Annotated in this window: 19 protein-coding genes; 11 read left to right on the forward strand and 8 right to left on the reverse strand. The window is 74.6% G+C overall.

The genetic code is table 11. The features are described 5' to 3' along the window. Positions 1 to 143 precede the first annotated feature (143 nt). From AC1VWI_RS27260 to hutH, 5 genes are all read left to right on the forward strand, one after another. Positions 144 to 986 carry a biotin--[acetyl-CoA-carboxylase] ligase gene (locus AC1VWI_RS27260; protein ID WP_499513637.1) on the forward strand — a complete coding sequence of 281 codons (843 nt, stop codon included), beginning with the start codon at positions 144 to 146 and terminating at the stop codon, positions 984 to 986. Positions 987 to 1,032: 46 nt separating this feature from the next. After that, positions 1,033 to 2,235, forward strand: coding sequence for an adenylate/guanylate cyclase domain-containing protein (locus AC1VWI_RS27265; RefSeq protein ID WP_499513638.1), 1,203 nt, complete (start codon positions 1,033 to 1,035; stop codon positions 2,233 to 2,235). Between the two features lie 70 nt (positions 2,236 to 2,305). Then, on the forward strand, positions 2,306 to 3,109 hold the full coding sequence (locus AC1VWI_RS27270) for an enoyl-CoA hydratase/isomerase family protein (RefSeq protein ID WP_499513639.1): 804 nt from the start codon (positions 2,306 to 2,308) through the stop codon (positions 3,107 to 3,109). Between the two features lie 99 nt (positions 3,110 to 3,208). Continuing rightward, positions 3,209 to 4,360, forward strand: coding sequence for a GGDEF domain-containing protein (locus tag AC1VWI_RS27275; RefSeq protein WP_499513640.1), 1,152 nt, complete (start codon positions 3,209 to 3,211; stop codon positions 4,358 to 4,360). 127 nt (positions 4,361 to 4,487) lie between these two features. Then, positions 4,488 to 6,053 carry a histidine ammonia-lyase gene (gene hutH / locus AC1VWI_RS27280; RefSeq protein WP_499516925.1) on the forward strand — a complete coding sequence of 522 codons (1,566 nt, stop codon included), beginning with the start codon at positions 4,488 to 4,490 and terminating at the stop codon, positions 6,051 to 6,053. Positions 6,054 to 6,095: 42 nt separating this feature from the next. Here hutH and AC1VWI_RS27285 read toward each other — a convergent pair whose 3' ends face one another. After that, the gene (locus AC1VWI_RS27285; RefSeq protein ID WP_499513641.1) at positions 6,096 to 6,383 is read right to left on the reverse strand and encodes a hypothetical protein; all 288 of its coding nucleotides are present in this window, start codon (positions 6,381 to 6,383) and stop codon (positions 6,096 to 6,098) included. 189 nt (positions 6,384 to 6,572) lie between these two features. On the opposite strand from AC1VWI_RS27285, the gene AC1VWI_RS27290 reads away from it, so the two are divergent. Beyond that, positions 6,573 to 6,968 (forward strand): hypothetical protein, encoded by a 396-nt coding sequence (locus AC1VWI_RS27290; RefSeq protein ID WP_499513642.1) that lies wholly within the window; start codon positions 6,573 to 6,575, stop codon positions 6,966 to 6,968. Between the two features lie 249 nt (positions 6,969 to 7,217). Then, a complete protein-coding gene (locus AC1VWI_RS27295) occupies positions 7,218 to 8,507 on the forward strand; it encodes a L,D-transpeptidase (protein ID WP_499513643.1) in 1,290 nt (429 codons plus the stop codon). Positions 8,508 to 8,597: 90 nt separating this feature from the next. Here the strand turns inward: AC1VWI_RS27295 and AC1VWI_RS27300 are convergent, their stop codons facing one another. The 3 genes from AC1VWI_RS27300 to xylB all read right to left on the reverse strand — a co-directional run bounded on the left by AC1VWI_RS27300 (position 8,598) and on the right by xylB (position 12,382). Beyond that, a complete protein-coding gene (locus tag AC1VWI_RS27300; RefSeq protein ID WP_499513644.1) occupies positions 8,598 to 9,485 on the reverse strand; it encodes a prohibitin family protein in 888 nt (295 codons plus the stop codon). A gap of 167 nt (positions 9,486 to 9,652) precedes the next feature. After that, positions 9,653 to 10,804 (reverse strand): ROK family protein, encoded by a 1,152-nt coding sequence (locus AC1VWI_RS27305; RefSeq protein ID WP_499516926.1) that lies wholly within the window; start codon positions 10,802 to 10,804, stop codon positions 9,653 to 9,655. 165 nt (positions 10,805 to 10,969) lie between these two features. Further along, positions 10,970 to 12,382 (reverse strand): xylulokinase, encoded by a 1,413-nt coding sequence (xylB, locus tag AC1VWI_RS27310; RefSeq protein ID WP_499513645.1) that lies wholly within the window; start codon positions 12,380 to 12,382, stop codon positions 10,970 to 10,972. A 73-nt stretch (positions 12,383 to 12,455) separates the two neighbouring features. On the opposite strand from xylB, the gene xylA reads away from it, so the two are divergent. Together xylA and AC1VWI_RS27320 are read left to right on the forward strand one after the other, a co-directional pair. Continuing rightward, entirely contained in the window at positions 12,456 to 13,625 is a 1,170-nt protein-coding gene (gene xylA / locus AC1VWI_RS27315) for a xylose isomerase (protein ID WP_499513646.1), read from the forward strand. Positions 13,626 to 13,679: 54 nt separating this feature from the next. Then, the gene (locus AC1VWI_RS27320; protein ID WP_499513647.1) at positions 13,680 to 14,183 is read left to right on the forward strand and encodes a GNAT family N-acetyltransferase; all 504 of its coding nucleotides are present in this window, start codon (positions 13,680 to 13,682) and stop codon (positions 14,181 to 14,183) included. Positions 14,184 to 14,207: 24 nt separating this feature from the next. Here the strand turns inward: AC1VWI_RS27320 and AC1VWI_RS27325 are convergent, their stop codons facing one another. From AC1VWI_RS27325 to AC1VWI_RS27335, 3 genes are all read right to left on the reverse strand, one after another. Beyond that, positions 14,208 to 15,218 carry an aldo/keto reductase gene (locus tag AC1VWI_RS27325; protein ID WP_499513648.1) on the reverse strand — a complete coding sequence of 337 codons (1,011 nt, stop codon included), beginning with the start codon at positions 15,216 to 15,218 and terminating at the stop codon, positions 14,208 to 14,210. A gap of 220 nt (positions 15,219 to 15,438) precedes the next feature. After that, positions 15,439 to 16,794 carry a sensor histidine kinase gene (locus AC1VWI_RS27330; RefSeq protein ID WP_499513649.1) on the reverse strand — a complete coding sequence of 452 codons (1,356 nt, stop codon included), beginning with the start codon at positions 16,792 to 16,794 and terminating at the stop codon, positions 15,439 to 15,441. Further along, entirely contained in the window at positions 16,791 to 17,489 is a 699-nt protein-coding gene (locus AC1VWI_RS27335) for a response regulator transcription factor (RefSeq protein WP_499513650.1), read from the reverse strand. The genes AC1VWI_RS27330 and AC1VWI_RS27335 overlap by 4 nt, the downstream gene beginning before the upstream one ends. 152 nt (positions 17,490 to 17,641) lie before the next feature. Between AC1VWI_RS27335 and AC1VWI_RS27340 the strand changes: the two genes are divergently transcribed. Both AC1VWI_RS27340 and AC1VWI_RS27345 read left to right on the forward strand, forming a co-directional pair. Continuing rightward, the gene (locus AC1VWI_RS27340; RefSeq protein WP_499513651.1) at positions 17,642 to 19,978 is read left to right on the forward strand and encodes an MMPL family transporter; all 2,337 of its coding nucleotides are present in this window, start codon (positions 17,642 to 17,644) and stop codon (positions 19,976 to 19,978) included. Further along, positions 19,975 to 20,697: an LmeA family phospholipid-binding protein gene (locus AC1VWI_RS27345; RefSeq protein ID WP_499513652.1), complete on the forward strand. Its 723-nt coding sequence runs from the start codon at positions 19,975 to 19,977 to the stop codon at positions 20,695 to 20,697. Before AC1VWI_RS27340 ends, AC1VWI_RS27345 begins: the two co-directional genes overlap by 4 nt. On the opposite strand, the gene AC1VWI_RS27350 is transcribed toward AC1VWI_RS27345, so the two are convergent. Then, complete coding sequence (locus AC1VWI_RS27350) at positions 20,685 to 22,019, reverse strand: hypothetical protein (RefSeq protein ID WP_499513653.1); 1,335 nt, start codon at positions 22,017 to 22,019, stop codon at positions 20,685 to 20,687. The two genes, AC1VWI_RS27345 and AC1VWI_RS27350, sit on opposite strands and share 13 nt — an antisense overlap. Between the last annotated feature and the right edge of the window lie 276 nt (positions 22,020 to 22,295).

Raw genomic sequence — 22,295 nt, forward strand, 5'->3', positions numbered from 1 at the left:
GCGTAACCGCGCGGATGCTGCCCGGTCAGTGCGGCGTTGGCCACACTCCACTCCCAGGGTCCGCCTTCCCGGCCGCCGCGTCGTCCCGGGCCCTGGCGGGCGCGTCCACGGCGATCCGGAGGGCAGACCCTAGGCTGGGAGGTATGACCTCGAACCGCTGGTCCGACCTCGAGCGGCCGCCGCTCAACGCGGCCGCCCTGCGCCGCGCGATCGTCACCCCCGACAGCCTGTGGACCGACCTGGACGTGGTCGGCTCCACCGGCTCCACCAACAGCGACCTGGGCGCCCGGGCCCGGGAGGGCGCCGCCGAGGGCGCGGTGCTGGTCGCCGAGGAGCAGTCCGCGGGGCGCGGCCGCCTGGACCGCCAGTGGCAGGCCCCCGCCCGTTCCGGGCTGTTCTTCTCCGTGCTGCTGCGGCCGACGTCCGTCCCGCCCCGGCGCTGGGGCTGGCTGCCCCTGCTGGCCGGTGTGGCGACGGCCACCGCCGTGGCGCGGACGGCGGGCGTGGACACCGGGCTGAAGTGGCCCAACGACGTGCTCGTCACCGTCGACGGCGAGGAACGGAAGACCGGCGGCATCCTCGCCGAGCGCGTCGGCGACGACGCCGTGGTGATCGGCATCGGCCTCAACGTCACCCTCCGCGAGGAGGAGCTGCCGGTCCCCGCCGCGGGCTCGCTCATGCTCGCCGGGGCCAAGGTCACCGACCGCGACCCGCTGCTGCGCGCGGTGCTGCGTTCCCTGGCCGACTGGTACGGCGAGTGGCTGCGCGCCGACGGCGATCCGGCCGGCTCCCGGCTGCAGCAGGCGTACGCCGCCGGCTGCGTGACGCTCGGCCGCACCGTACGGGCCGAACTCCCCGGCGGGGGCGAGGTCGGCGGGCGGGCGGTGGCCGTCGACGACGACGGGCGGCTGGTCGTCGCGACCGGCGAGGGCGAGCGGGCGGTCGCCGCGGGCGACGTCGTCCACGTGCGGCCGGCGGGACAGTGAGCCAGGCCACACCTGCCGTATTGTTGAGGCGGCAGCCTCCGACGCGGTGATCGGAAGGGCCGGTGCGCAGGGACCCAGGAGGGGGCGGGCGGTGACCGTGGACGACGCGAGCGACCTCCCGCCGCACGAAGAGCCGGGCGGGCCTCGTCGCGAACAGGCGGAGCACGAGGAGCGCGACGAGCACGAGGAGCCCGAGGAACGGGGCGGATCCACCCGGTCCCACGCCATCGAAGAGGACCCGATCGCCCTGCGCCTGGAGCACTTGATCCTGGGCTCCGGACGGCACTACACACCTTTTCAGGCGGCCCGCAGCGCCGGCGTCTCCATGGACCTCGCCGCCCGGTTCTGGCGCGCGATGGGCTTCGCCGACATCGGCCAGGCACGCGCGCTGACCGAGGCCGACGTCCTGGCGCTGCGCCGCCTGGCCGGTCTGGTCGAGGCCGGGCTGATCAGCGAGAGCACGGCGATCCAGGTCGCCCGCTCCACCGGCCAGACCACGGCCCGGCTGGCCGAGTGGCAGACCGACTCCTTCCTGGAGGAGCTCACCGAACCGCCCGAACCCGGCATGACCCGGGGCGAGGTGGCCTATCCGCTGGTCGAGCTGCTGCTGCCGGAGCTGGAGGAGTTCCTCACCTACGTGTGGCGGCGCCAGCTCGCCGCCGCCACCAGCCGGGTCGTCCGCTCGGACGACGAGGAGGCCGTCGACCGCCGGCTGGCGGTCGGCTTCGCCGACCTCGTCGGCTTCACCCGGCTCACCCGGCGGCTGGAGGAGGAGGAACTCGGCGAACTGGTCGAGGCCTTCGAGACCACGGCCGCCGACCAGGTGGCCGCGCACGGCGGACGGCTCATCAAGACCCTCGGTGACGAAGTGCTGTTCGTCGCGGACGACGCCGGCACGGCCGCCGAGATCGGCATGCGGCTGATCGAGACGATGAACGGCGACGAGACGATGCCGGCGCTGCGCGTCGGCATGGCCTTCGGCACCGTCACGACCCGCATGGGTGACGTCTTCGGCACCACGGTGAACCTGGCGAGCCGGCTGACCTCGATAGCGCCACGGGACGCGGTGCTCGTCGACGGCGAGCTGGCGCAGGCGCTCGTCGCGGCGGGCGAGGCACCCGAGTCGGAGGCGGAGCTCGAGCCCGGGTCGGAGGAGAAGTACCGCTTCGGGCTGCAGCCCATGTGGCGGCGGCCGGTGCGCGGTCTCGGCGTGGTCGAGCCCTGGCTGCTGAACCGCCGGAGCGGCTGAGCGGGCACGCCCACTACGCTGGCGGTCGACGGTTCACGATCGTTAACAGCGACCCGGAGGTGGCGGCGCGATGGCCGAGCAGCGGTTTGGCGAGTGGGTGGCGGTACGCAGGCACGGTGACGCCGGGCGGGTGGCGGAACTGGTGCTGGACCGGCCCAAGGCGATGAACGCCATCTCGACGGACATGGCCCGGGCGGTCACCGAGGCGTGCGCGGCGCTGTCCGCCGACCGGTCGGTCAGCTGCGTCGTGCTCACCTCGACCCACGAGCGGGCGTTCTGCGTGGGCGCCGACCTGAAGGAGCGCAACTCCTTCACCGACGCCGACCTCGCGCGGCAGCGCCCGTACACGCGGGCCGCCTACACGGCCGTGCTGGAACTGCCGATGCCGTCCGTGGCCTCGGTGCACGGCTTCGCCCTCGGCGGCGGGTACGAGCTGGCGCTGGCGTGCGACGTGATCGTCGCCGACCCGACGGCCGTCGTGGGGCTGCCGGAGGTCACGGTGGGCGTGATCCCCGGTGGCGGCGGCACGCAGTTGCTGCCGCGCCGGGTGGGCGCGGCCCGGGCGGCGCAGCTGATCTTCACCGGGCGCCGGGTGCCCGCGGCGGAGGCGCTGGCGCTGGGTCTGGTGGACGTGCTCGCGGAGCAGGGCCAGGACCGTGTGGAGGCGCTCGGGCTGGCCTCGCGGATGGCCGGGAACTCGCCGGTGGGCCTGCGTGCGGCCAAGCGGGCGCTGCGGCTGGGCCAGGGCACGGACCTGCGGACCGGGCTGGACGTCGAGGACGCCGCATGGCGCACGGTCGCCTTCTCCGGGGACCGCACCGAGGGTGTCGCGGCCTTCAACGAGAAGCGCGACCCGGTGTGGCCGGGTGAGTGATTGAGGCGGAAAACGACCGCGCCGACGGGCGCGTAACGTGCGGGGCCGTGCGAACGTCGCAAACTGGTAAAAAGTCTGCGGGCGACAGGAGACGGGCGCATGAACGGCACCGGCGGGGACGCTCGACTGCGCGCCGTCGCCGAACTCGCGCGGGCGGTGGCGGCGGCGAAGTCGCCCATGGAGGCGGCCGTCGCCGCCGCGTCCTCGGCGCGGATCGCCCTCGGCGGTTCCATGGCGGCGATCTCCCGCTGGGAGCGCGACCGGGGACGGCTGCGGGTGCTGGTCAACGACGGGGACCTGGCGCCCGGCGAGGAGCCGCAGCCCGTCGAGGAGGTGTACTCGGTCGCGGACTTCCCGGAGATCGTGGAGTTCCTGCACGTCAAGTGGACCGAGGGCGGCGAGCCGCACGCCTGGATCGAGACGGCCGAGGGCCCGGCGGAGGGCCGTACCGGCGCTTACTGCCACCAGCGGGTGGCCACGCTGCGGCGGCGCGGCCGCACCTCCTGCGTCGTCGCGCCGATCATGCTGCACGGGCTCGCCTGGGGCGAGCTGTACGTGGCCCGGGGCGCCGGGCGGCCGGTCTTCGACCGGGACGACGCCGAGTTCGCGACCGTGCTCGCGGCGCTCACCGCGGCCGGGATCGCCCAGACCGAGCGGCTGGCCGAGGTGCGCCGGCTGGCCTTCACCGACCCGCTGACCGGGCTGGCCAACCGGCGGGCGGTCGACCAGCGGCTGGAGGAGGCGGTGGAACGGCACCGGGCCGACGGGACCCCGGTGAGCCTGATGGTCTGCGACCTCAACGGGCTCAAACGGGTCAACGACCAGCTCGGGCACGCGGTCGGCGACCGGCTGCTGGTCGGCTTCGGCTCCGTGCTGTCGCTGTGCGGGGCCGCACTGGAGGGCAGCCTGGTCGCGCGGCTGGGCGGCGACGAGTTCTGCCTGCTGTCGGTGGGGCACCGCGCGGAGCAGGTCGTGGCGGTCGCCGAGGAGCTGTGCGTGCGGACCAAGTGGCTGGGGCTGGGCGACGGGGTGGCGGTCGGGGTGGCGTCCACGGACGCGGAGATCGGCGCGGTGACCTCGGGGCGCCGGTTGTTCCGGCTGGCGGACGCGGCCCAGTACCGGGCGAAGGCGCTGCACTCGGTGGAGCCGGTGGTCGCCGGGCGTGGGGCGCCGGAGGACCCGGTGGTCCGGCTCGCCGACCAGCCCGCGGGCCACGACGTGGAGCGGCGCCGCTTCCGGGGGCGGGACTGAAGCCCCGCCCGCGGCCCGGGGAGCGCACCATGGGACGGGCCGGCGGGTGCGGCGGGGGCCGCGCGGAAGAGGCCCGTCGGGCACGTGACAGGTTGCGATTCAGTCCGTAGGGTTCGTGAATATGAGTATGCATAACGTGGTGATCGGGGCCCACGGGGCCGCGGCGGAGGACGTGCTGGCGGTGGCCCGCGGTGGTGCGCGGGTCGAGCTGTCTGCGGAGGCGCTGGCCGGGATCGCCGCGGCGCGCGAGGTCGTGGAGGCCCTGGCGGCGAAACCGGAGCCGGTCTACGGCGTCTCCACGGGCTTCGGCGCGCTCGCGGTGCGGCACATCAGCCCCGAGCTGCGCGCGCAGCTGCAGCGCAGCCTGGTGCGCTCGCACGCCGCCGGCATGGGCCCGCACGTGGAGCGCGAGGTGGTGCGCGCGCTGATGTTCCTGCGGCTGAAGACGCTGGCCTCCGGCCGTACCGGTGTCCGTCCGGTCGTCGCCGAGACGATGGCCGCGCTGCTCAACGCGGGCATCACCCCCGTCGTCCACGAGTACGGCTCCCTGGGCTGCTCCGGCGACCTGGCACCGCTGTCGCACTGCGCGCTGGTCCTGATGGGCGAGGGCGAGGCGGAGGGCCCCGACGGCGTCGTGCGCCCCGCCGCGGAGCTGCTGGCCGAGCACGGCATCGAGCCCGTCGAGCTGCGTGAGAAGGAGGGCCTGGCCCTCATCAACGGCACCGACGGCATGCTCGGCATGCTCGTCATGGCCATCGACGACCTGCGCCGGCTGTTCACCGCCGCCGACGTCACCGCCGCGCTGTCGATGGAGGCGCTGCTGGGCACCGACAAGGTGCTCGCCCCCGAGCTGCACGCGATCCGCCCGCACCCCGGCCAGGCGGCCAGCGCCGAGAACATGCGCCGCGTGCTCGCCGGCTCCGGGCTCACCGGGCACCACCAGGACGACGCCCCGCGGGTCCAGGACGCGTACTCGATCCGCTGCGCCCCGCAGGTGGCCGGCGCCGGCCGGGACACCGTGACGCACGCCATGACGGTCGCCGACCGCGAGCTGGTCTCCGCCGTCGACAACCCGGTCGTCTTCGCCGACGAAGGCTCTGGGGGAGGGCGTGTGGAGTCCAACGGCAACTTCCACGGCGCCCCCGTCGCCTACGTGCTGGACTTCCTGGCCATCGCGGCGGCCGACCTCGGGTCGATAGCGGAGCGGCGCACCGACCGGCTGCTGGACAAGAGCCGTTCGCACGGCCTGCCCGCCTTCCTGGCCGACGACCCGGGCGTGGACTCCGGCCTGATGATCGCCCAGTACACGCAGGCCGCGCTGGTCAGCGAGAACAAGCGGCTCGCGGTCCCGGCCTCGGTGGATTCCATCCCGTCCTCGGCGATGCAGGAGGACCACGTGTCGATGGGCTGGTCGGCCGCGCGCAAGCTGCGGCAGGCGGTGGACAACCTGGCCCGGATCGTGGCGGTCGAGCTGATGGCCGCGTCGCGCGCCGTCGAGCTGCGCGTGCAGGGCAGCGAGGTACTGGTGGCCGCCCCGGCGACCCAGGCCGTGGTGAAGGCGGCGCGCGAGGCCGGAGTGGGCGGCCCCGGCCCGGACCGCTTCCTGTCCCCGGACCTGGAGGCGGCGTACGACTTCGTGCGCGGCGGCGGTCTGGTGGCGGCGGCCGAGTCGGTCACCGGCCCGCTCGCCTGACCCCTGCCCCGCCCCGGCCTCCGGGCCGGGGCGGGCGGGTTCCTAGTACATCTCGCGGGCGCGGCGGCTCGCGTTGACCACGAGCGCCGCGCCCAGGCCGAGGAAGGCGGTCCCGCCGACCAGGTACGGCGTGGTGTCGACGCTGCCGGTGTCCGCCAGGTGCTGTCCCTGGTCGGTGCCCGACCCGGCGGTGGCGGTGGAAACGGACGACTGCGCGCTCGTGTTCGCCGTGTGCTCGGCATTGGCGGACGCGTTGGGCACGAAGTACAGGGCGCCGAGCACGGCGGCAGCCGTGACGGCGACGAAAGCGGGTGGACGGTGCGAGGTCAACGGATCCCCCAGCGGTTGCGGCGACTTGACCGTGAAGGCCGATGGTAGTGAGACAACCGCCGCTGAGGGAAGTTCGACCCCGGAACCGGAGCTTCCGCGGGTTCCCGGAGGGCTGCCGCGGGTATCCTTCCGCGCCGGAAGCGGACTGCCTGCGCAACGGGGGCCGTTCCCCCGCATACGCTCCGTCACATGAGCACTACTGACATCCCCACCGGGGAGAGCGGGCCGCGCTACGTGCGGCTCCAGGTGGAGCTGGTCCTGGAGATCACCGGGTCCGGCGAGCTGACCGACGCCGCGCTGGACCAGATCGGCGGCGACGAGTACATGCCGGACGACGAGCGGCAGCACGCCGAGGCGTCGGTGCGGCAGGACGAGTCGGAGGCGCTGGCCTACCTGGTCGATCCGTTCGACCTGGTCACCAGCGTGCCGGGGATCGAACTGGTGCAGGCGTCCTGGTCCTGTGCCCACACCGAGTACGACCCCGACTCCGACGAGTGGGACCTCTACGACGACGAGGCCGACGACGAGGTGGACGACGAGGTGGACGAAGCCGACATCGAGGAGGAGGAACCGCAGGGACGCTGAACGCGTCTTCGGCAGTGCGTGACTCACCCGCCCCGGGCCCCTCACGGGTCCGGGGTTTCGCACGGGCCGCGTGACCGCGCCCATGTCACGTGCGTCACGCACGTGTTCTTCCCCACACTTCCCGGGGTGGGGGAACGGACCAAAGACCCTGGCAGTTCCTGGACGTACGAGTGAGGCTCGATCGAGGGCCGTGGCCCGCGACGCACGCGGGCCGGGGGAAACGCGTACCGGAAGACATTGGAGATCTGTGTGAAGCGCGCCGAGACCGGCACAGCCACCGACACGAGTCCCTCGCGCAAGCGGCGAGCCGGGCTGGCAGCTCTGGCGCTGCTCGCCGTCGGGGCGATCACGCTGACCGCCTGCGGGGGAGACAAGGCGGGCACGGCCGGTTCCGACAACAACGCCAAGTCGCAGGCCTCGGTCGACGAGCAGGCGGCCAAGGACTCCTCGGACGCCCGAATATCGATCACCCCGAAGACCGGCGCCAGCGACGTCAGCATCAACACGGGCGCCAAGGTGCAGGTGACCGACGGTGAGCTCACCAGCGTCACCATGACCTCGGTCGCCGACGGCTCCGCCGTCAAGGGCACGATCTCCGCGGACGGGTCGAGCTGGGCGCCCGACGGCCCGCTGAAGCGGGAGACCCAGTACAAGATCGCCGCCAAGGCGGAGGACGGCAAGGGCCGCAAGGCCGCCGAGAACTCCACCTTCACCACGGTCACCTCCGCGCACAGCTTCATCGGCTACTACACGCCCGAGAACGGCCAGACCGTCGGCGTGGGCATGCCGGTCTCGATCAACTTCACCAAGGCGATCGAGGACAAGAAGGCCGTCCAGTCGGCGATCGCGGTGACCTCCAGCAGCGGCCAGGAGGTCGTCGGCCACTGGTTCAACTCCACCCGGCTCGACTTCCGCCCGGAGTCCTACTGGCAGGCCGGCTCCACCGTCACCCTCAAGCTGAACCTCGACGGCGTCGAGGGCTCCTCCGGGATCTACGGCGTCCAGGACAAGACCGTCAGCTTCAAGATCGGTCGCAGCCAGGTCTCCACGGTCGACGCCTCGACCCACCGGATGAAGGTCGCCCGCGACGGCAAGGTCATCCGCAACATCCCGATCTCCGCCGGCTCGGACGAGAACACCACCTACAACGGCCAGATGGTGATGTCGGAGAAGTTCACCGAGACCCGGATGAACGGCGCCACGGTCGGCTTCACCGACGACGACGGCAAGGGCGAGTACGACATCAAGGACGTGCCGCACGCCATCCGCCTGACCACGTCCGGCACCTTCATCCACGGCAACTACTGGGGCGCCGACTCGGTGTTCGGCGCCGTCAACACCAGCCACGGCTGCGTGGGCCTGAACGACACCAAGGGCGCCAAGGACACCTCCACCGACGCCTACTGGTTCTACACGAACTCGATCGTCGGCGACGTCGTGATCGTGAAGAACTCCAAGGACAAGACCGTCGACCCGGCGAACGGCCTCAACGGCTGGAACATGAGCTGGAGCGCCTGGAAGGCCGGCAGCGCGGTCTGATACCGCTCCCGCCCCGGACGGCGACAGGGGCCCGGAACCATGAGGTTCCGGGCCCCTGTGGCGTCCTTCGCGCCCTCGCCGGGCGGGCCGTCAGTCCTTCGTGCCGTCCACGATGACCGGGGAGCCGTTCGCGCCCGTGCCGCAGGGCACCGCGTACACGGGGTTGGACTTCGCGGCCTCGCGGTAGGCGTCCAGGCACTGGTTGTAGAGCACCTTGTCGCTCAGCGACCGCGCGATGATCCGGTTGGCGCTCGCGATGCCCTCCGCCTCGATCCGCTTGCGCTCCGCCTCGGCCTTGGCCGTCCTGGCCGCCTCGGTGGCCCGCTCGGTGGCCTGCTCCTGCTGGATCTTCTTGTCGATCTGCTCCTGCAACTGGTCGGAGGGCCGCACGTTGCGCAGGTTCACCGCGGTGACGTCGATGCCGCGCGGGGCGAGGCGCTGCTTGATCAGGGCGTCGATCTCCGACCCGATCCGCTCGCGGCCGGAGGCGTACCCCTCCTCGCTGCTGTGCTTGGCGAAGACGTTGCGTATGATCTCGCGGCTGTCCGGCATCACCAGCCGCGACTGGATGGCCTCCTCGTTGCCCGCCAGCCGGTAGAGCTCGACGGCCTTGGCGGGCACCACGGCCCACTTGATGGTCACGTCGGCGTAGAGCACCCCGCCCTGCGAGGAGCGCACCTCGACCACGTCCTTGTCGTGCAGATCGAGGTCGACCGGGCGCGTGGAGAACGACGTGACGTCGGTGAACGGCGACCTGAAGTGGATGCCGGAGGTCAGCGGGGAGCCGACCTTGCCGAAGGTCACCGGGACGCCGACCTCGTAGGCGCTCACGACGTGGACGCATGCGAAGACGCCGGCCAGCACGCCCGCCAGGGCGCTGAGCGCCGCTCCCAGCTTCCAGCCGACGGAGCTCTGGCCCCGGGCGACGAAGAACAGCACGACCGCCGCCATGAGCAGCAGGATGGACAGCACGAACACAGGGATCCCCCTCCGGAACACGGACCGGCGCCGCCCCCCGGCCGCGCCGCGCAGCGCATCGTAACGGCCCGAGGTGACGGTTCCGTACGTCGTGTGACGGGCCGTGACGAGCTGTTGCGAGGCTGTTGCCTGGTCCGGACGCGGGCCCTGGCGGGGCGCCCGGTGGGCTACCGCGTCCGCAGCGCCTGGGGGTCGTCCAGGACGGAGCGCACCACGCTGTACGCCGCCCCGAGCAGCACGCCCTCGCGGCCCAGCCGGGACACCCGCACGGCGTCCGCGCGCCATTGACGGTCCGTCACGCGGCGGCCCAGCTCGCGTTCGACGGCCGAGCGCAGCCACGGCGCCAGCGAGGCCAGGGTGCCGCCCAGCACGACGGCCTGCGGGTCCAGCAGGTTCACCGCGCCGCTCAGCGCGATCCCGAAGGCCTGCCCGGCGGCCGCGAGCGCCTTCAACGCCGCCGGGTCCCCCTCCACGGCGGCCGCCTGGAGGGCCTTGAGCGCGTCCGGCCGCTCCGGGGCGATGCCCGCGGCGCGCAGCACGGCCTCCTCGCCCGCGTACTGCTCCAGGCAGCCGCGGGCCCCGCAGGAGCAGCGCGGGCCCGTCGGGTGCACGGGCACGTGGCCGAGCTCCCCGGCGAAGCCGCGCGCGCCGCGGAACAGCCGGCCGTCGACGACCAGCGCCGCGCCGATGCCGATCTCCGCCGAGACGTGCACGAAGTCGGTGACGCCCTCGTGGCCGCCCAGCCAGAGCTCGGCGAGGGCGCCGAGGTTGGCCTCGTTCTCGACCGTGACCGGGATGCGGGCTCCGGCGAGGCAGTCGCCCCCTGCCCGGTCGAACCAGCCCGCGGCGTCGACGTCCTCCCAGCCGAGGTTCGGCGCCCGCATCACGACCTGCCGGTCCCGGCCGACCAGGCCCGGCACGGCGAGCGTCAGTCCGGCCGCGCTCAGTCCGGCGGCCCGCGCCTCCTGCCGCACCCCGCCGACGAGCGCCGCGAGTTCGCGCAGCACCTCCGGCGCCGGACGGCCGCGGTTGTCCGCCTCGACGCGGGCCCGGGCGCGCACGGTGCCGCGCAGGTCGACCGCGACGGCGGCGAGGTGGTCCACCCCGACCTCGGCGCCGAGGCCCGCCGGACCGGTGTCGTTGAGCGCCAGGGCGGTGCCGGGGCGGCCGACCGTGCCGGGGCGCTGGGTGCCCAGCTCCACCAGCAGGCCGGCCGCGAGCAGCTCGTCGACGAGGGTCGACACGGTGGCCCGGGTCAGCCCGACCTCGGCGGCGACGGCCGCGCGCGAGACCTCGCCGTGTTCCGCCACGGCTCGCATCACCAGCGCCAGATTCCGCCGTCGCAACCCCGCCTGCGACCCCGGCCCTTCCGCCACGCCCCGGTCCCCTTCCGCTCTCGTCCGTCATCCGTCCTGGTCAACGTCGTCCTGCCCCCACCCTCGCACGCCCCGCCCGGCGGCCGGACCCAGGGCGGGGCGAGCGGCTCACCGCACGTCGAAGGAGTCGGCCAGCGCCGCCGCGAGGCGGTCGAGCGCGGCGTCGTCGCGCGGGACGGGGTCGTAGGAAGGGCCGGCCGTGGTGTCCCAGCGGCGGGCGACGGCCTGCGGGGACTCCCCGGTGAGCAGCCCGGCGGCCTGCGCGGCCGCGCCCAGCGCGACCAGCTCGTCCGCGACGGGGATCCGGACGGCCCGCCCCGACAGACGCCGCACGGTCTCCCGCCACGCCGTGCCGCGGGCGCCGCCGCCGATGAGCAGCAGGGGCTCGTCGGAGGTGGTGCCGTCGACCGCGAGCACCTGGTCGAGTGCGGTGAGCAGGGCGTACGCCGCGCCGTCGTACGCGGCCTGGAGGATCTGCCCCGGGGTGGTGTCGTGCCGCAGCCCGGTGAGCAGCCCGGAGGCGTACGGCAGGTTGGGGGTGCGCTCGCCGTCGAGGAAGGGCAGCAGGACCGTGCCGCCGCCCCCCTCGACCGCCTCGCGGTCCAGGGAGAGCAGCCCCGCGATCTTGTCGACGGCGAGGGTGCAGTTGAGGGTGCAGGCCAGCGGCAGCCAGTCGCCGTGCCCGCCCGCGAAGCCGGCGACGATGCCGGTGGGGTCGGTGGGCCGGGTGGCGGCGGGGGTGTAGACCGTGCCGGAGGTGCCGAGGCTCAGCGCGGGCTGACCGGGCAGGAGCCCGAGGCCGAGGGCCGCGGCGGCGTTGTCGCCGGTGCCCGCGCCGACCAGGACGCCCTCGCGCAGCGGCAGCCCGGGCAGGGTGACCCCCGCGGCCTCGCCGGGGCCGAGGACCCTGGGCAGCAGGGCCGGGTCGAGGCCGATCTCGGCGAGCAGCGCCTCGTCGTACGTCTCGGTGTCCGTGGCCCACCAGCCGGTGCCGGAGGCGTCGCCCCGGTCGGTGACGCCGGCGCCGCCGAGCCGTTCGGTGAGGAAGTCGTGCGGGAGGCGCACGGCCGCGGCGGCCTTGGCGGTCTCCGGCTCGTGCTCGGTGAGCCAGGCCCACTTGGTCACGGTGAAGCTCGTGCCGGGCACGCTGCCGAAGCGCTCCGCCCAGTACGCGGCGCCGTGCCGCTCCACCAGCGCGGTGGCCTGCGGGGCGGACCGCACGTCGTTCCAGAGCAGGGCGGGCCGCAGGGGCCGGCCGACCGGGTCGAGGACGACCAGGCCGTGCTGCTGGCCGCCGACCGCGATGGCGTCGGCGCGCTCCGCGTACGGCCCGATCTGGGCGAGCGCGGCGCCGAGCGCACGCCACCACACCTCGGGGTCGGTCTCGCGGCCCGCGCCCTCACTCACCGTGTGCCGGGCCTGTCCCCTGGCCAGCACCTCGCCCGTCTCCACGTCGACTGCGAGCACCTTGGTCGACTGGGTGGAGCTGTCCACACCCAGCGCGATCGGTCCGTTACCCATCCTGCGGCTCCCTTCACAAAGCGGCGATGGCATATTAATTTGTTCAGTGGTCTTACGAATAGGAGCCGCCGCGATGAGTTTCACCCCCACCCCCGAGGACAAGTTCACCTTCGGTCTCTGGACCGTCGGCTGGCAGGGCCGCGACCCCTTCGGTGACGCGACCCGCCCCGCCCTCGATCCCGTCGAGAGCGTCAACCGGCTGGCCGAGCTCGGAGCGTACGGCGTCACCTTCCACGACGACGACCTGATCCCCTTCGGCTCGGACGACACCGCCCGCGAGGGCCACATCAAGCGCTTCCGCCAGGCCCTGGACGCCACCGGCCTGAAGGTGCCGATGGCCACCACCAACCTCTTCACGCACCCGGTCTTCAAGGACGGCGGCTTCACCGCCAACGACCGCGAGGTCCGGCGCTTCGCGCTCCGCAAGACCATCCGCAACATCGACCTCGCCGCCGAGCTGGGCGCCAAGGTCTACGTCGCCTGGGGCGGCCGCGAGGGCGCCGAGTCCGGTGCCGCCAAGGACGTGCGGGTCGCCCTCGACCGCTTCAAGGAGGCCTTCGACCTCCTCGGCGAGTACGTCCTGGAGCAGGGCTACGACCTGCGCTTCGCGATCGAGCCCAAGCCGAACGAGCCGCGCGGCGACATCCTGCTGCCGACCATCGGCCACGCGCTGGCGTTCATCAACGAGCTGGCCCACCCCGAGCTCGTCGGCCTCAACCCCGAGGTCGGCCACGAGCAGATGGCCGGGCTGAACTTCCCGCACGGCATCGCCCAGGCGCTGTGGCACGGCAAACTCTTCCACATCGACCTCAACGGCCAGACCGGCATCAAGTACGACCAGGACCTGCGCTTCGGCGCCGGCGACCTGCGCTCGGCGTTCTGGCTGGTCGACCTGCTGGAGTCGGCCGGCTACGAGGGCCCGCGCCACTTCGACTTCAAGCCCCCGCGGACCGAGGACATGGACGGTGTGTGGGCGTCCGCCGCCGGCGGCATGCGCAACTACCTCATCCTCAAGGACCGTGCCGCCGCGTTCCGCGCCGACCCGGCCGTGCAGGACGCGCTGAAGGCCGCCCGCCTGGACCAGCTGGCGCAGCCGACCCTCGGCGAGGGCGAGTCCCTGGCCGACCTGCTCGCCGACCGCGGCGCCTACGAGGAGTTCGACGCCGACGCCGTCGCGACCCGCGGGTCCGCCTTCGAGCAGCTCGACCAGCTCGCGATGGACCACCTGCTCGGCACCCGCTGAGCCCCGCGGAAACCGGGTTGCCGCCGGGCCCGGCCCGGCGGCACCCTGCGGGGGGTGATCGAACTGCGCGTGCTCACCCCCGACGACTGGCCGCTCTGGCGGGAGCTGCGGCTCGCCGCGCTCGCCGACGCGCCGCACGCCTTCGGCGCCCGGCTCGCCGACTGGCAGGGCGACGGCGACCGCGAGGAACGCTGGCGCGACCGGCTCGCCCTGCCCGGCTCGTACAACCTGGTCGCCCTCGTGGACGGCCGGCCCCGCGGCATGGCCAGCGGCGTCCCCGGCGAGCTGCCGGACAGCGCCGAGCTGATCTCGATGTGGGTCGCGGGCGAGGCCCGCGGCCGCGGCGTCGCCGACCTGCTGATCCGGGCCGTCGAGGAGTGGGCCGCGGGCACCGCGGGCGTCGCCCTGCTCCACCTCGCCGTCGCGGAGGGCAACACGCCGGCGACGGCGCTCTACGTGCGCAACGGCTTCGCCGACGACGGGGGCCCCGGCGGGGTCATGCCGGACGGACGCCCCGAGCGCGTGCTGACGAAGCGGCTCGCGGCGGCGCCGGCCTGATCGGGCCGGCGCCACCGGACCCGGTCACCAGGCGAAGGCCTCCGGGGCGGGGCCCGGTCCGGGGAAGATCTCGTCGAGACCCGCCAGCAGCTCCTCGTCCAGCTCCAGGTCCACCGCGCGCAGCGCCGAGGAGAACTGCTCCGGCGTGCGCGGCCCCACGATCGGCCCGGTAACCCCGGGCCGGGTCAGCAGCCAGGCCAGCGCGACCTCGCCGGGCTCCAGCCCGTGCTTGCCGAGCAGGTCCTCGTACGCCTGCACCCGCGCCCGGACCACCGGGTCGGCCAGCCCCGCCGCCGACCGGCCCACCTTGGTGCGGGCCCCGCCGTCCTCCCGCTCCTTGCGCAGCGCGCCGCCCAGCAGCCCCTGGTGCAGCGGCGACCACGGGATCACACCGAGCCCGTACTCCTGCGCCGCCGGGATCACGTCCAGCTCGGCGCGGCGCTCCGCCAGGTTGTACAGGCACTGCTCGCTGACCAGACCCATCGAACCGCGGTTCGCGGCGACCTCGTTGGCCTGCGCGATCTTGTAGCCGGGGAAGTTCGACGACGCCGCGTGGAGGATCTTGCCCTGGCGGACCAGCACGTCCACCGCCTGCCAGATCTCCTCGAACGGGGTGCGCCGGTCGACGTGGTGGAACTGGTAGACGTCGATGTGATCCGTGCCGAGCCGCCGCAGGCTGGCCTCGACCGCCCTGCGGATGTTGAGGGCGCTGAGCCGGTCGTGGTTCGGCCACGACTCCTCGTGCCACGCCTTCCCGTCCGCCGACATGTTCCCGTAGACCTTCGTGGCCAGCACCACCTTGTCGCGGCGGCCCCCGCCCCGCGCGAACCACGAGCCGATGACCTTCTCCGTCAGGCCCTTGTCCTCGGCGGTGCCATAGATGTCCGCCGTGTCGAAGAAGTTGACCCCCGTGTCCAGCGCGGCGTCCATGATCGTGTGACTGGTGGCCTCGTCCGTCTGCCCGCCGAAGTTCATCGTCCCCAGGACGATGCGGCTGACCTTGAGGCCGGTGCGGCCGAGCTGTGTGTACCTCATGGGGTACCAGCGAACCTCTTCGAGTGGACTCCCGGCAAGTGCGTTGTCCGGGGCGGGGGGTTGTGGTTGCGGCCGGTTGTCGTGTGCGGGTTGTTTGCGCCTGCGGCGGGCAATTGGGCGGGCGGGGGGGGGGGGGGGGGGGGGGGAAGCGCCCGCCGCAGGCGCAACGCACGCGCACACGACAACGCACCGCAACCACGACGGCGCCGCACACACGCGCTCACGGGCGCCTCGGCAGCCGGACCGTGAAACAGGCACCGCCCTCGGGGGAGGTGCACGCGGCGGAGATGGTGCCGCCCAGCACCGTGGTGAGGCGGTGGGCGATGGCGAGCCCGAGGCCGGTGCCGACGGGGCGGACGCCGCGGTAGCGGGTGGCGAGGGCGGCGCGCTGGAAGACGACGGTGAGGTCGTCCTCGGTCAGTCCCGGGCCGCCGTCGCGGACCTCGAACACGGCCTCGCCGACCTCGGCGCGCAGCGCCAGCACGAGCGGGCGGCCGGCCGGGGTGACGCGCAGCGCGTTCTCGGCCAGGCCGTCGAGGAGTTGGCGGACCCGGAAGGGATCGGTGTCGGCGAGCAGTGGGCGGCCCGGGCGTTCGAGGCGGAAGCGCACGTCGTGGCGGGCGCAGCGGTCGGCCCAGACGGCGCCGGCGTCCTCGACGAGGGCGTCGAGGTCGGTCCGCGCGGCGTCGAGCCGGAAGTCGTCGGCCTCCAGGCGGGCGAGGTCCAGCAGGTCGTGGACGAAGCGGTCGAGACGGCCGGTCTCGGCGAGCAGGGTGCGGCCGGTGGCGGGGAGGCCGTCGGGGCCGATCACCCCGTCGGCGAGGGCCTCGGCGTAGCCGCGCACGGCGGTCAGCGGGGTGCGGATCTCGTGCGACACCGAGAGCAGGAACGTGCGCTGTCGGTTCTCGCTGCGGGCGAGGGCGGCGTCAAGGGAGGTGAGCGCGGCGGACAGTTCGGCGACCTCGGCCGGGCCGTCGTCCGGCAGGGCGAGCCCGCGCTCGCCGGCGGCGAGGCGGTGGGCGGTGCGGGCCGCCGCGGTCAGGGGACGGGCCAGGCGCCGGGCCAGCAGGGCACCGGCTGCGCCCGCGCCGGCCAGTCCGGCGGCCAGGGGCAGCGCGAGAGCGCCGCGGATGCGGGCGGCGGCGTCGTCGACCGCGGTGAAGGGCTTGGTGAGCACCACCGCGCCACCGCCCGGGGACGGATGACCCTCCACCAGCACGGCACGCCCGCCGAGGGCGGCCGTCGCCGACGCCGGGTCCCCGCCGCGCAGCGCCGCGAGCACGGCCGTGGTGACGGCGGGCGCGGCCGGCCCGGCCGTCGTACCGTCCGGCGCGACCACCGCGAGCTCGACGCCGTTCGAGCCGGCCAGCCGCTGCTCCCGTTCCAGCAGCAGGGACGACAGCGCCGGGGTACGGCTGAGCACGTCGGCCTGCCGTGCGAGCCGGTCGCGCTCCTGCGCCTCGGCGGTCGTGCGGATCGTGTGCCATGACGCCAGCCCGGCCAGCAGCACGGCGACGGCCGCCACGGCGGTGGTGAGCAGCACGAGGTTCCCGGCGAGCGAACCGCGACCGGTCACGCCGGGGCCGGGCGGGGTGGGGCGGCGCTGTAGCCGACGCCGCGGATCGTACGGATCAGGGAGGGGTCGCCGAGTTTGGAGCGCAGTTGGGAGACGTAGACGTCGACCACACGGCCCTCGCGGTAGTCCGGGGCGCCCCAGACGTGGGCGAGCAGCTGGTCACGGGTGAAGACCTGGCCGGGGTGGCCCATCAGGCACGCCAGGAGGTTGAACTCCGTCGCGGTCAGGGTGAGCGGCTCACCGTCCTTGTGGACGGTCCGGCGCACCGGGTCCAGTGCCACCGGGCCCAGGGTGCGCGGCCGTCCGCCGCGGGGCGGGCCGTCCACCCGGCGCAGGACGGTCTTGACGCGGGCGACGAGTTCGCGGGGCGAGAAGGGCTTGGTGACGTAGTCGTCCGCGCCCAGTTCCAGGCCCAGGATCCGGTCGGCCTCCTCATCGCGTGCCGTGACCAGGAGGACCGGCGTCCAGTCGCCCTCGTCGCGCAGCGCGCGGCAGAACGCCGTGCCGTCGAGCCCGGGCAGCCCGATGTCGAGCACGATCGCCACGGGCCGCAGCCGGCGCGCCGCGGCGAGCCCGGAGGGCCCGTCGGCCTCCACGTGGACGCCGAAGCCCTCCCGGGTCAGGTACAGCCGCTGCAGGTCGGCGATGTGCCGTTCGTCCTCGACGACCAGGACGAGGCCTCGTTCTTCCGCCATGGCCCCGATGCTAACCACCCCTCTCGCCGCGGCCCCGCGGGCGGCGGGGATCCTGACACTCCCCGAACATTCCGCCAACGCCGTCCTTGCGTCCGTCCGCCACGATGCGGGCGGTGCCCGGCGATCCGGCCGGGCGGAGGGAGGAACAGGTCGTGGCATTCCCACACGCCGGCGCGGAGCCCGCACTGCTCGGCGCCACCCTGGCGGCGGGCGTCGTCGCGCTCGTCGCCGTCGCCCTGCTGCTGCGCAGGACCCGCCCGCCCCGCACCGCCGGACCCGGTCTGCTGCACCGGGCCGGACGCGGCTGCGCCCGGCACCCGTGGCGGGTGATCGCCGCATGGCTGCTGGTGCTGCTGGCCGCGGTCGCCGCCGACCGGGCCTGGGGCGGTGCGTACCAGGACGACTTCGCGCTGCCCGGCACCTCCGCGCAGACCGGCGCGGACCTCCTCGACGCCCATGGCGCGCCCGGCACCCGGGGCACCGCCTCGCAGATCGTGCTGCGGGCACGGCACGGCGGGCTGGCGGACCACCGGGACGCCGTGGCCTCGGCGGTCGCCCGCGTGGCGGACCTGCCGCACGTCCTGTCCGCGGCCGACCCGCTGACCACCCCGGGCGCGGTCTCCTCCGACGGCGCCATCGGGTACGTCGGCGTCCGCTTCGACACCAACCCCGCGACCCTCGACCGCTCCTACGTCGCCGAGGTCGACACGGCGGTCTCGGCGCTGCGCGCCGACGGCGTCACCGTGGAGTACGGCGGCCCGCTGGGCCAGTTGGCGCGGCCCAAGGCGGCGGACCGGGCCTCGGAGGCGATCGGCCTGGGCACCGCGGTCGCCGTGCTGCTGCTGGGCTTCGGCAGCCTCGCGGCGGCGGGACTGCCGCTGCTCACCGCGGTCCTCGGGCTGGGCGCCGGGACGGCCCTGCTGGGGCTGCTCGCGGCGGCCTGGTCCTTCGGCGCCGCCGCCCCCACGCTGGCCACGATGATGGGCCTCGGCGTGGGCCTGGACTACGCGCTCTTCCTCACCACGCGCCACCGGGGGCTGCTGCACACCGTCGACGACCCCGCGGAGGCCGCCGGACGCACCCTCGCCACCAGCGGCCGGGCCGTGATCGTGGCGGCCGTGACGGTGGCGATGGCCCTGGCGGGCCTGTACGCCTCGGGGGTCGTCTTCATCGGCACCCTCGGTGCCGCCGCGGGCGTCACCGTCGCGGTCGCCGCCGTGGCCTCACTGACCCTCACCCCCGCGCTGCTGGGACTGCTCGGCCGCCGGATCGACCGCTGGTCGGTGCGCACGCCGGTGGACGAACCCGCCCCGGGCGGCGCCGACGTCTGGCACCGCTGGGCCCGCGCCGTCGGGCGGCGCCCCTGGCTCTTCCTCACCGCGGGCGTGCTGGCGCTCGGGGTGCTCACCGTGCCGCTCGCCTCGATGCGGCTGGGGCACGTCGACGCCGGCGCGGGCCCGGCCGGCAACCCCGACCGCCGCGCGTACGACCTGCTCTCCGAGGGCTTCGGTCCGGGCACCAACGGCCCGCTCACCGTGGTCGTCGCCCTGGACCCCGACCGCACCGGGACCTCGGCCGACCGGGAACGTCTGGCGACGGCACTGCACGAGACCCTCGCCGGCGCCGGCGACGTGGCCGCCGCGACCACCCCGTCCGCGACCCCCGACGGCGCCCTGCTCGTCGCGACCGTCACCCCGCGCGGCGGGCCCGAGGAGCGCTCCACCTCCGACCTCGTCCACCGCCTGCAGGACGACGTGCTGCCCGCCGCCCTGCGGGGCACCGGCGCCCAGGGCCACGTCACGGGGACCACGGCGGCCCAACTTGCCTTCCGGGACGTCGTGGTGGACCGGCTGCCGGTGATCGTCGCGGTGGTCGTCGGCGCGGCCTTCCTCCTGCTGCTCGCCGTCTTCCGCAGCCCGCTGGTCGCCGCCAAGGCCGCGGTGCTCAACCTGTTGTCGATCGGCGCCGCGTACGGCGTGGTCGTGGCCGTCTTCCAGTGGGGCTGGGGCGGTCCGTGGCTCGGTGTCGGCGAGAGCGTGCCGGTGGAGTCCTACGTCCCGATGATGATGTTCGCCATCGTCTTCGGGCTGTCCATGGACTACGAGGTCTTCCTGCTCTCCCGGATCCGCGAGTCCTGGCTGGCCACCGGCGACGACCACGGGAGCGTGGCGCACGGGCTGGCCGCCACCGCCCGGGTCATCTCCTGCGCCGCGATCGTCATGACCAGCGTCTTCCTCGCCTTCCTCCTGTCGGCGAACGTGGTCGTCAAGATGCTGGCGCTGGGGCTCGGGGTGAGCGTCGTCGTCGACGCCACGATCGTCCGGCTGCTCCTCGTCCCCGCGACGATGTACCTGTTCGGCCGGGCCAACTGGTGGATCCCGCCCTGGCTGGACCGGCTGCTGCCGCGCCTGGACCCGGAAGGCGGCGGCCGCGCCGCGCAGGCCGTTCCCGCGCCCGCCCGTGCCGAGGCCGCAGGGAAGACGCGGTGACGGCCGTCCGGCGGCGCCGGGCCAGGACCGTGCTGGTGGCGTCCGTCGCGCTGACGGCCCTGAGCGGCGGGGCCGGTGAGCTGGTCGCGCGGGGCGTCGTCCACCACCGCGTCGCGGCCGCGGCGGGCCGCGCCCTCGGCGTCGCCCCGGACCGGGTGGCGGTCGACACCGGCGGTGGGCCGGCGCTGTCCGCGCTCGCGCACCGCCGCCTGGACCGCGTCGAGGTCGCCGGCGACGACGTCACCGTGGGGCGACTGCACGGCGCCTCGGTGCGCGTCCGCCTGGACGGCCTCCGCTTCGGCGGCGCACCGACCGTGGCGTCGTCCCATGCCGACGTCCGCGTTCCCGCCGGGTCGCTGCGCGCACGCTCCGGGAGCGGCGGTACGGACGGGGGCCTGCCGGTCACGGACGTCGTGCCGGACCCGGTCGCGGGCACGCTGCGGCTCGAACTCGGCGGCGGATTCGGCCGGGTGACGGTACGCCCGGTGCTCCGTGGCGGCCGGGTGGCGGTCACCGTGACCGGCGCGGAGTTCCTGGGCCGGGTCGCCGCGCCGGCGGTCGTCGACCGGATCGAGCGGCGGCTGGCCGACCGGGCCCCGCGGGCGCGCTACCCCCTCGCCCTGCGGGCGACCTCGGTCGACGTCACGTCCGACGGCCTGCACGTCACCCTCGACGGCGGCCGCGCGGCGCTGCCCCGCCGGGCGGCTCAGGCCGCTTGACCGTCCACGACGCCCTTGGCGAAGTCCGCCCGCAGGCGGGAGAGTTCGTCGTCCGGCACCGCGCGAGCCCAGGCGTCGGGAAGCCCGCGGACGGTGTGGTCCTTGGTGGTCGCGGCGCTGTAGGTGGCGGTGCAGGTGAGCGACACGGTGCCGGAGGGCTTCATCTTCTTGTGGAAGACGCAGGTCTTCACCTTGCGGCCGTCGAGGGTGATGGCGATGCTGATCTCCGCGTACACGGGGTCGTCGGTGGTCTCGGGGTCGTCCAGGGCGTCGTACAGGGAGTTCTGGAGGGTGAAGCGGGCGGTGCAGCTGCTGTTGCCGCAGGGGGAGAAGCGGGCCTTCCCCGTGGTGCTGAAGCTGACCGCCGGGTCGACGGCGGACTTCAGGTCGGCGAGGTCCCGGTCGTAGGCGGTCGTGAAGGTCTCGCGGTCGGCGCCGGTGAGCGCGGCCACCGTCGTGTCCAGGCCGTCGGGCAGGGGCAGCGGCCCCGATGCGGCGGGGGAGTCGCCCGCGGCCAGGCGCAGCAGGGTGCGCGGGGCGGAGTCGGTGATCCAGAAGCGGCCGCCGGTCGTGGTCAGCACCTTGACGGGGCGTCCGGCGACCGTGGAGGAGGAGATGGCGTCCGGGCGGCCGCGGTCGGCGGCGTCACGGAGCAGCGCCGAGACGTTGGCCGGGTCCAGAGGGGTCGTCAGGTCGTCGATCTCGGGCAGGTCGGCGGAGGAGTCCAGCCAGCGGTCGTCGATCCGGTCGAGGAGGTCGCCCGCGTAGCCGCGGTCCTTCCAGTACGCCCTGTCGGCCTTGGTCAGGCGGTGGTCGTCGGTGGTGAGCAGCCGCACGGTGGCGCCCTCGTCCTGCAGCGAGCCACGGCCCCAGCCGCCGGGTGTGGTCTGCAGGTCGAACGGGGTGCTCGTCCCGCTGTCGAGGGCGAAGTCGCCCCGGTAGGAGACGACCTGGGCCCCGCCCATGGTGTCCGCCGCCTCGCGCAGCATGCGCTCGGCCTCCGCCGCCGGGTCCTTGCGTGCGGTCGCCGCCGGGCCCTTGCCGTCGCCGGACCCGCTCCAGGGAGCCCATATGAGGAGGCCGGCGACCAGGGCCGCGGTGGCCAGTCCCGCCACGGCCAGCAGCGGGCCGCGCCGCCGGGACGGCGGTGTGGGGTAGCCGTTGTGCGGCGGGTACCAGGGCGCTTGGTGGTGGGCCTGCGGTTGCGGCGGGTACGGCGGCGCCGGCGGGGGCGGCGGTCCGAAGCCGCCGCCTCCCGTGCCGCCGCCGGTCCCGTGACCGGGGCCCCAACCGCCGCCGCCCCACGGTGTTCCGTCCGTCATATCCGCGTCTCCCCACGTCGTGCGGTCGCTCGTGCCCCCGCCGGTCTCCCCACCGGGACGATCCCCGCCGGGCGCCGACCTTCTCATCCGGCCCGTGCCCCCGCCCCGGCCTTCCGTGAATCCGCCACCGGCCCGGCCCGGCGGGCGTGCGGGGGTCCAGGGCAAGGTACTGCAGTGGCCGCACCGCCCCGGCGGGAGGGTTTCTCATAGGGCTCTCATCCGCCGCTCAGGCTCTCATCACGGCTGGTTCCTACCGTCGCCGCAGTGGAGAGACAG

The sequence above is a fragment of the Streptomyces sp. TOM-9 genome, from assembly GCF_056858595.1.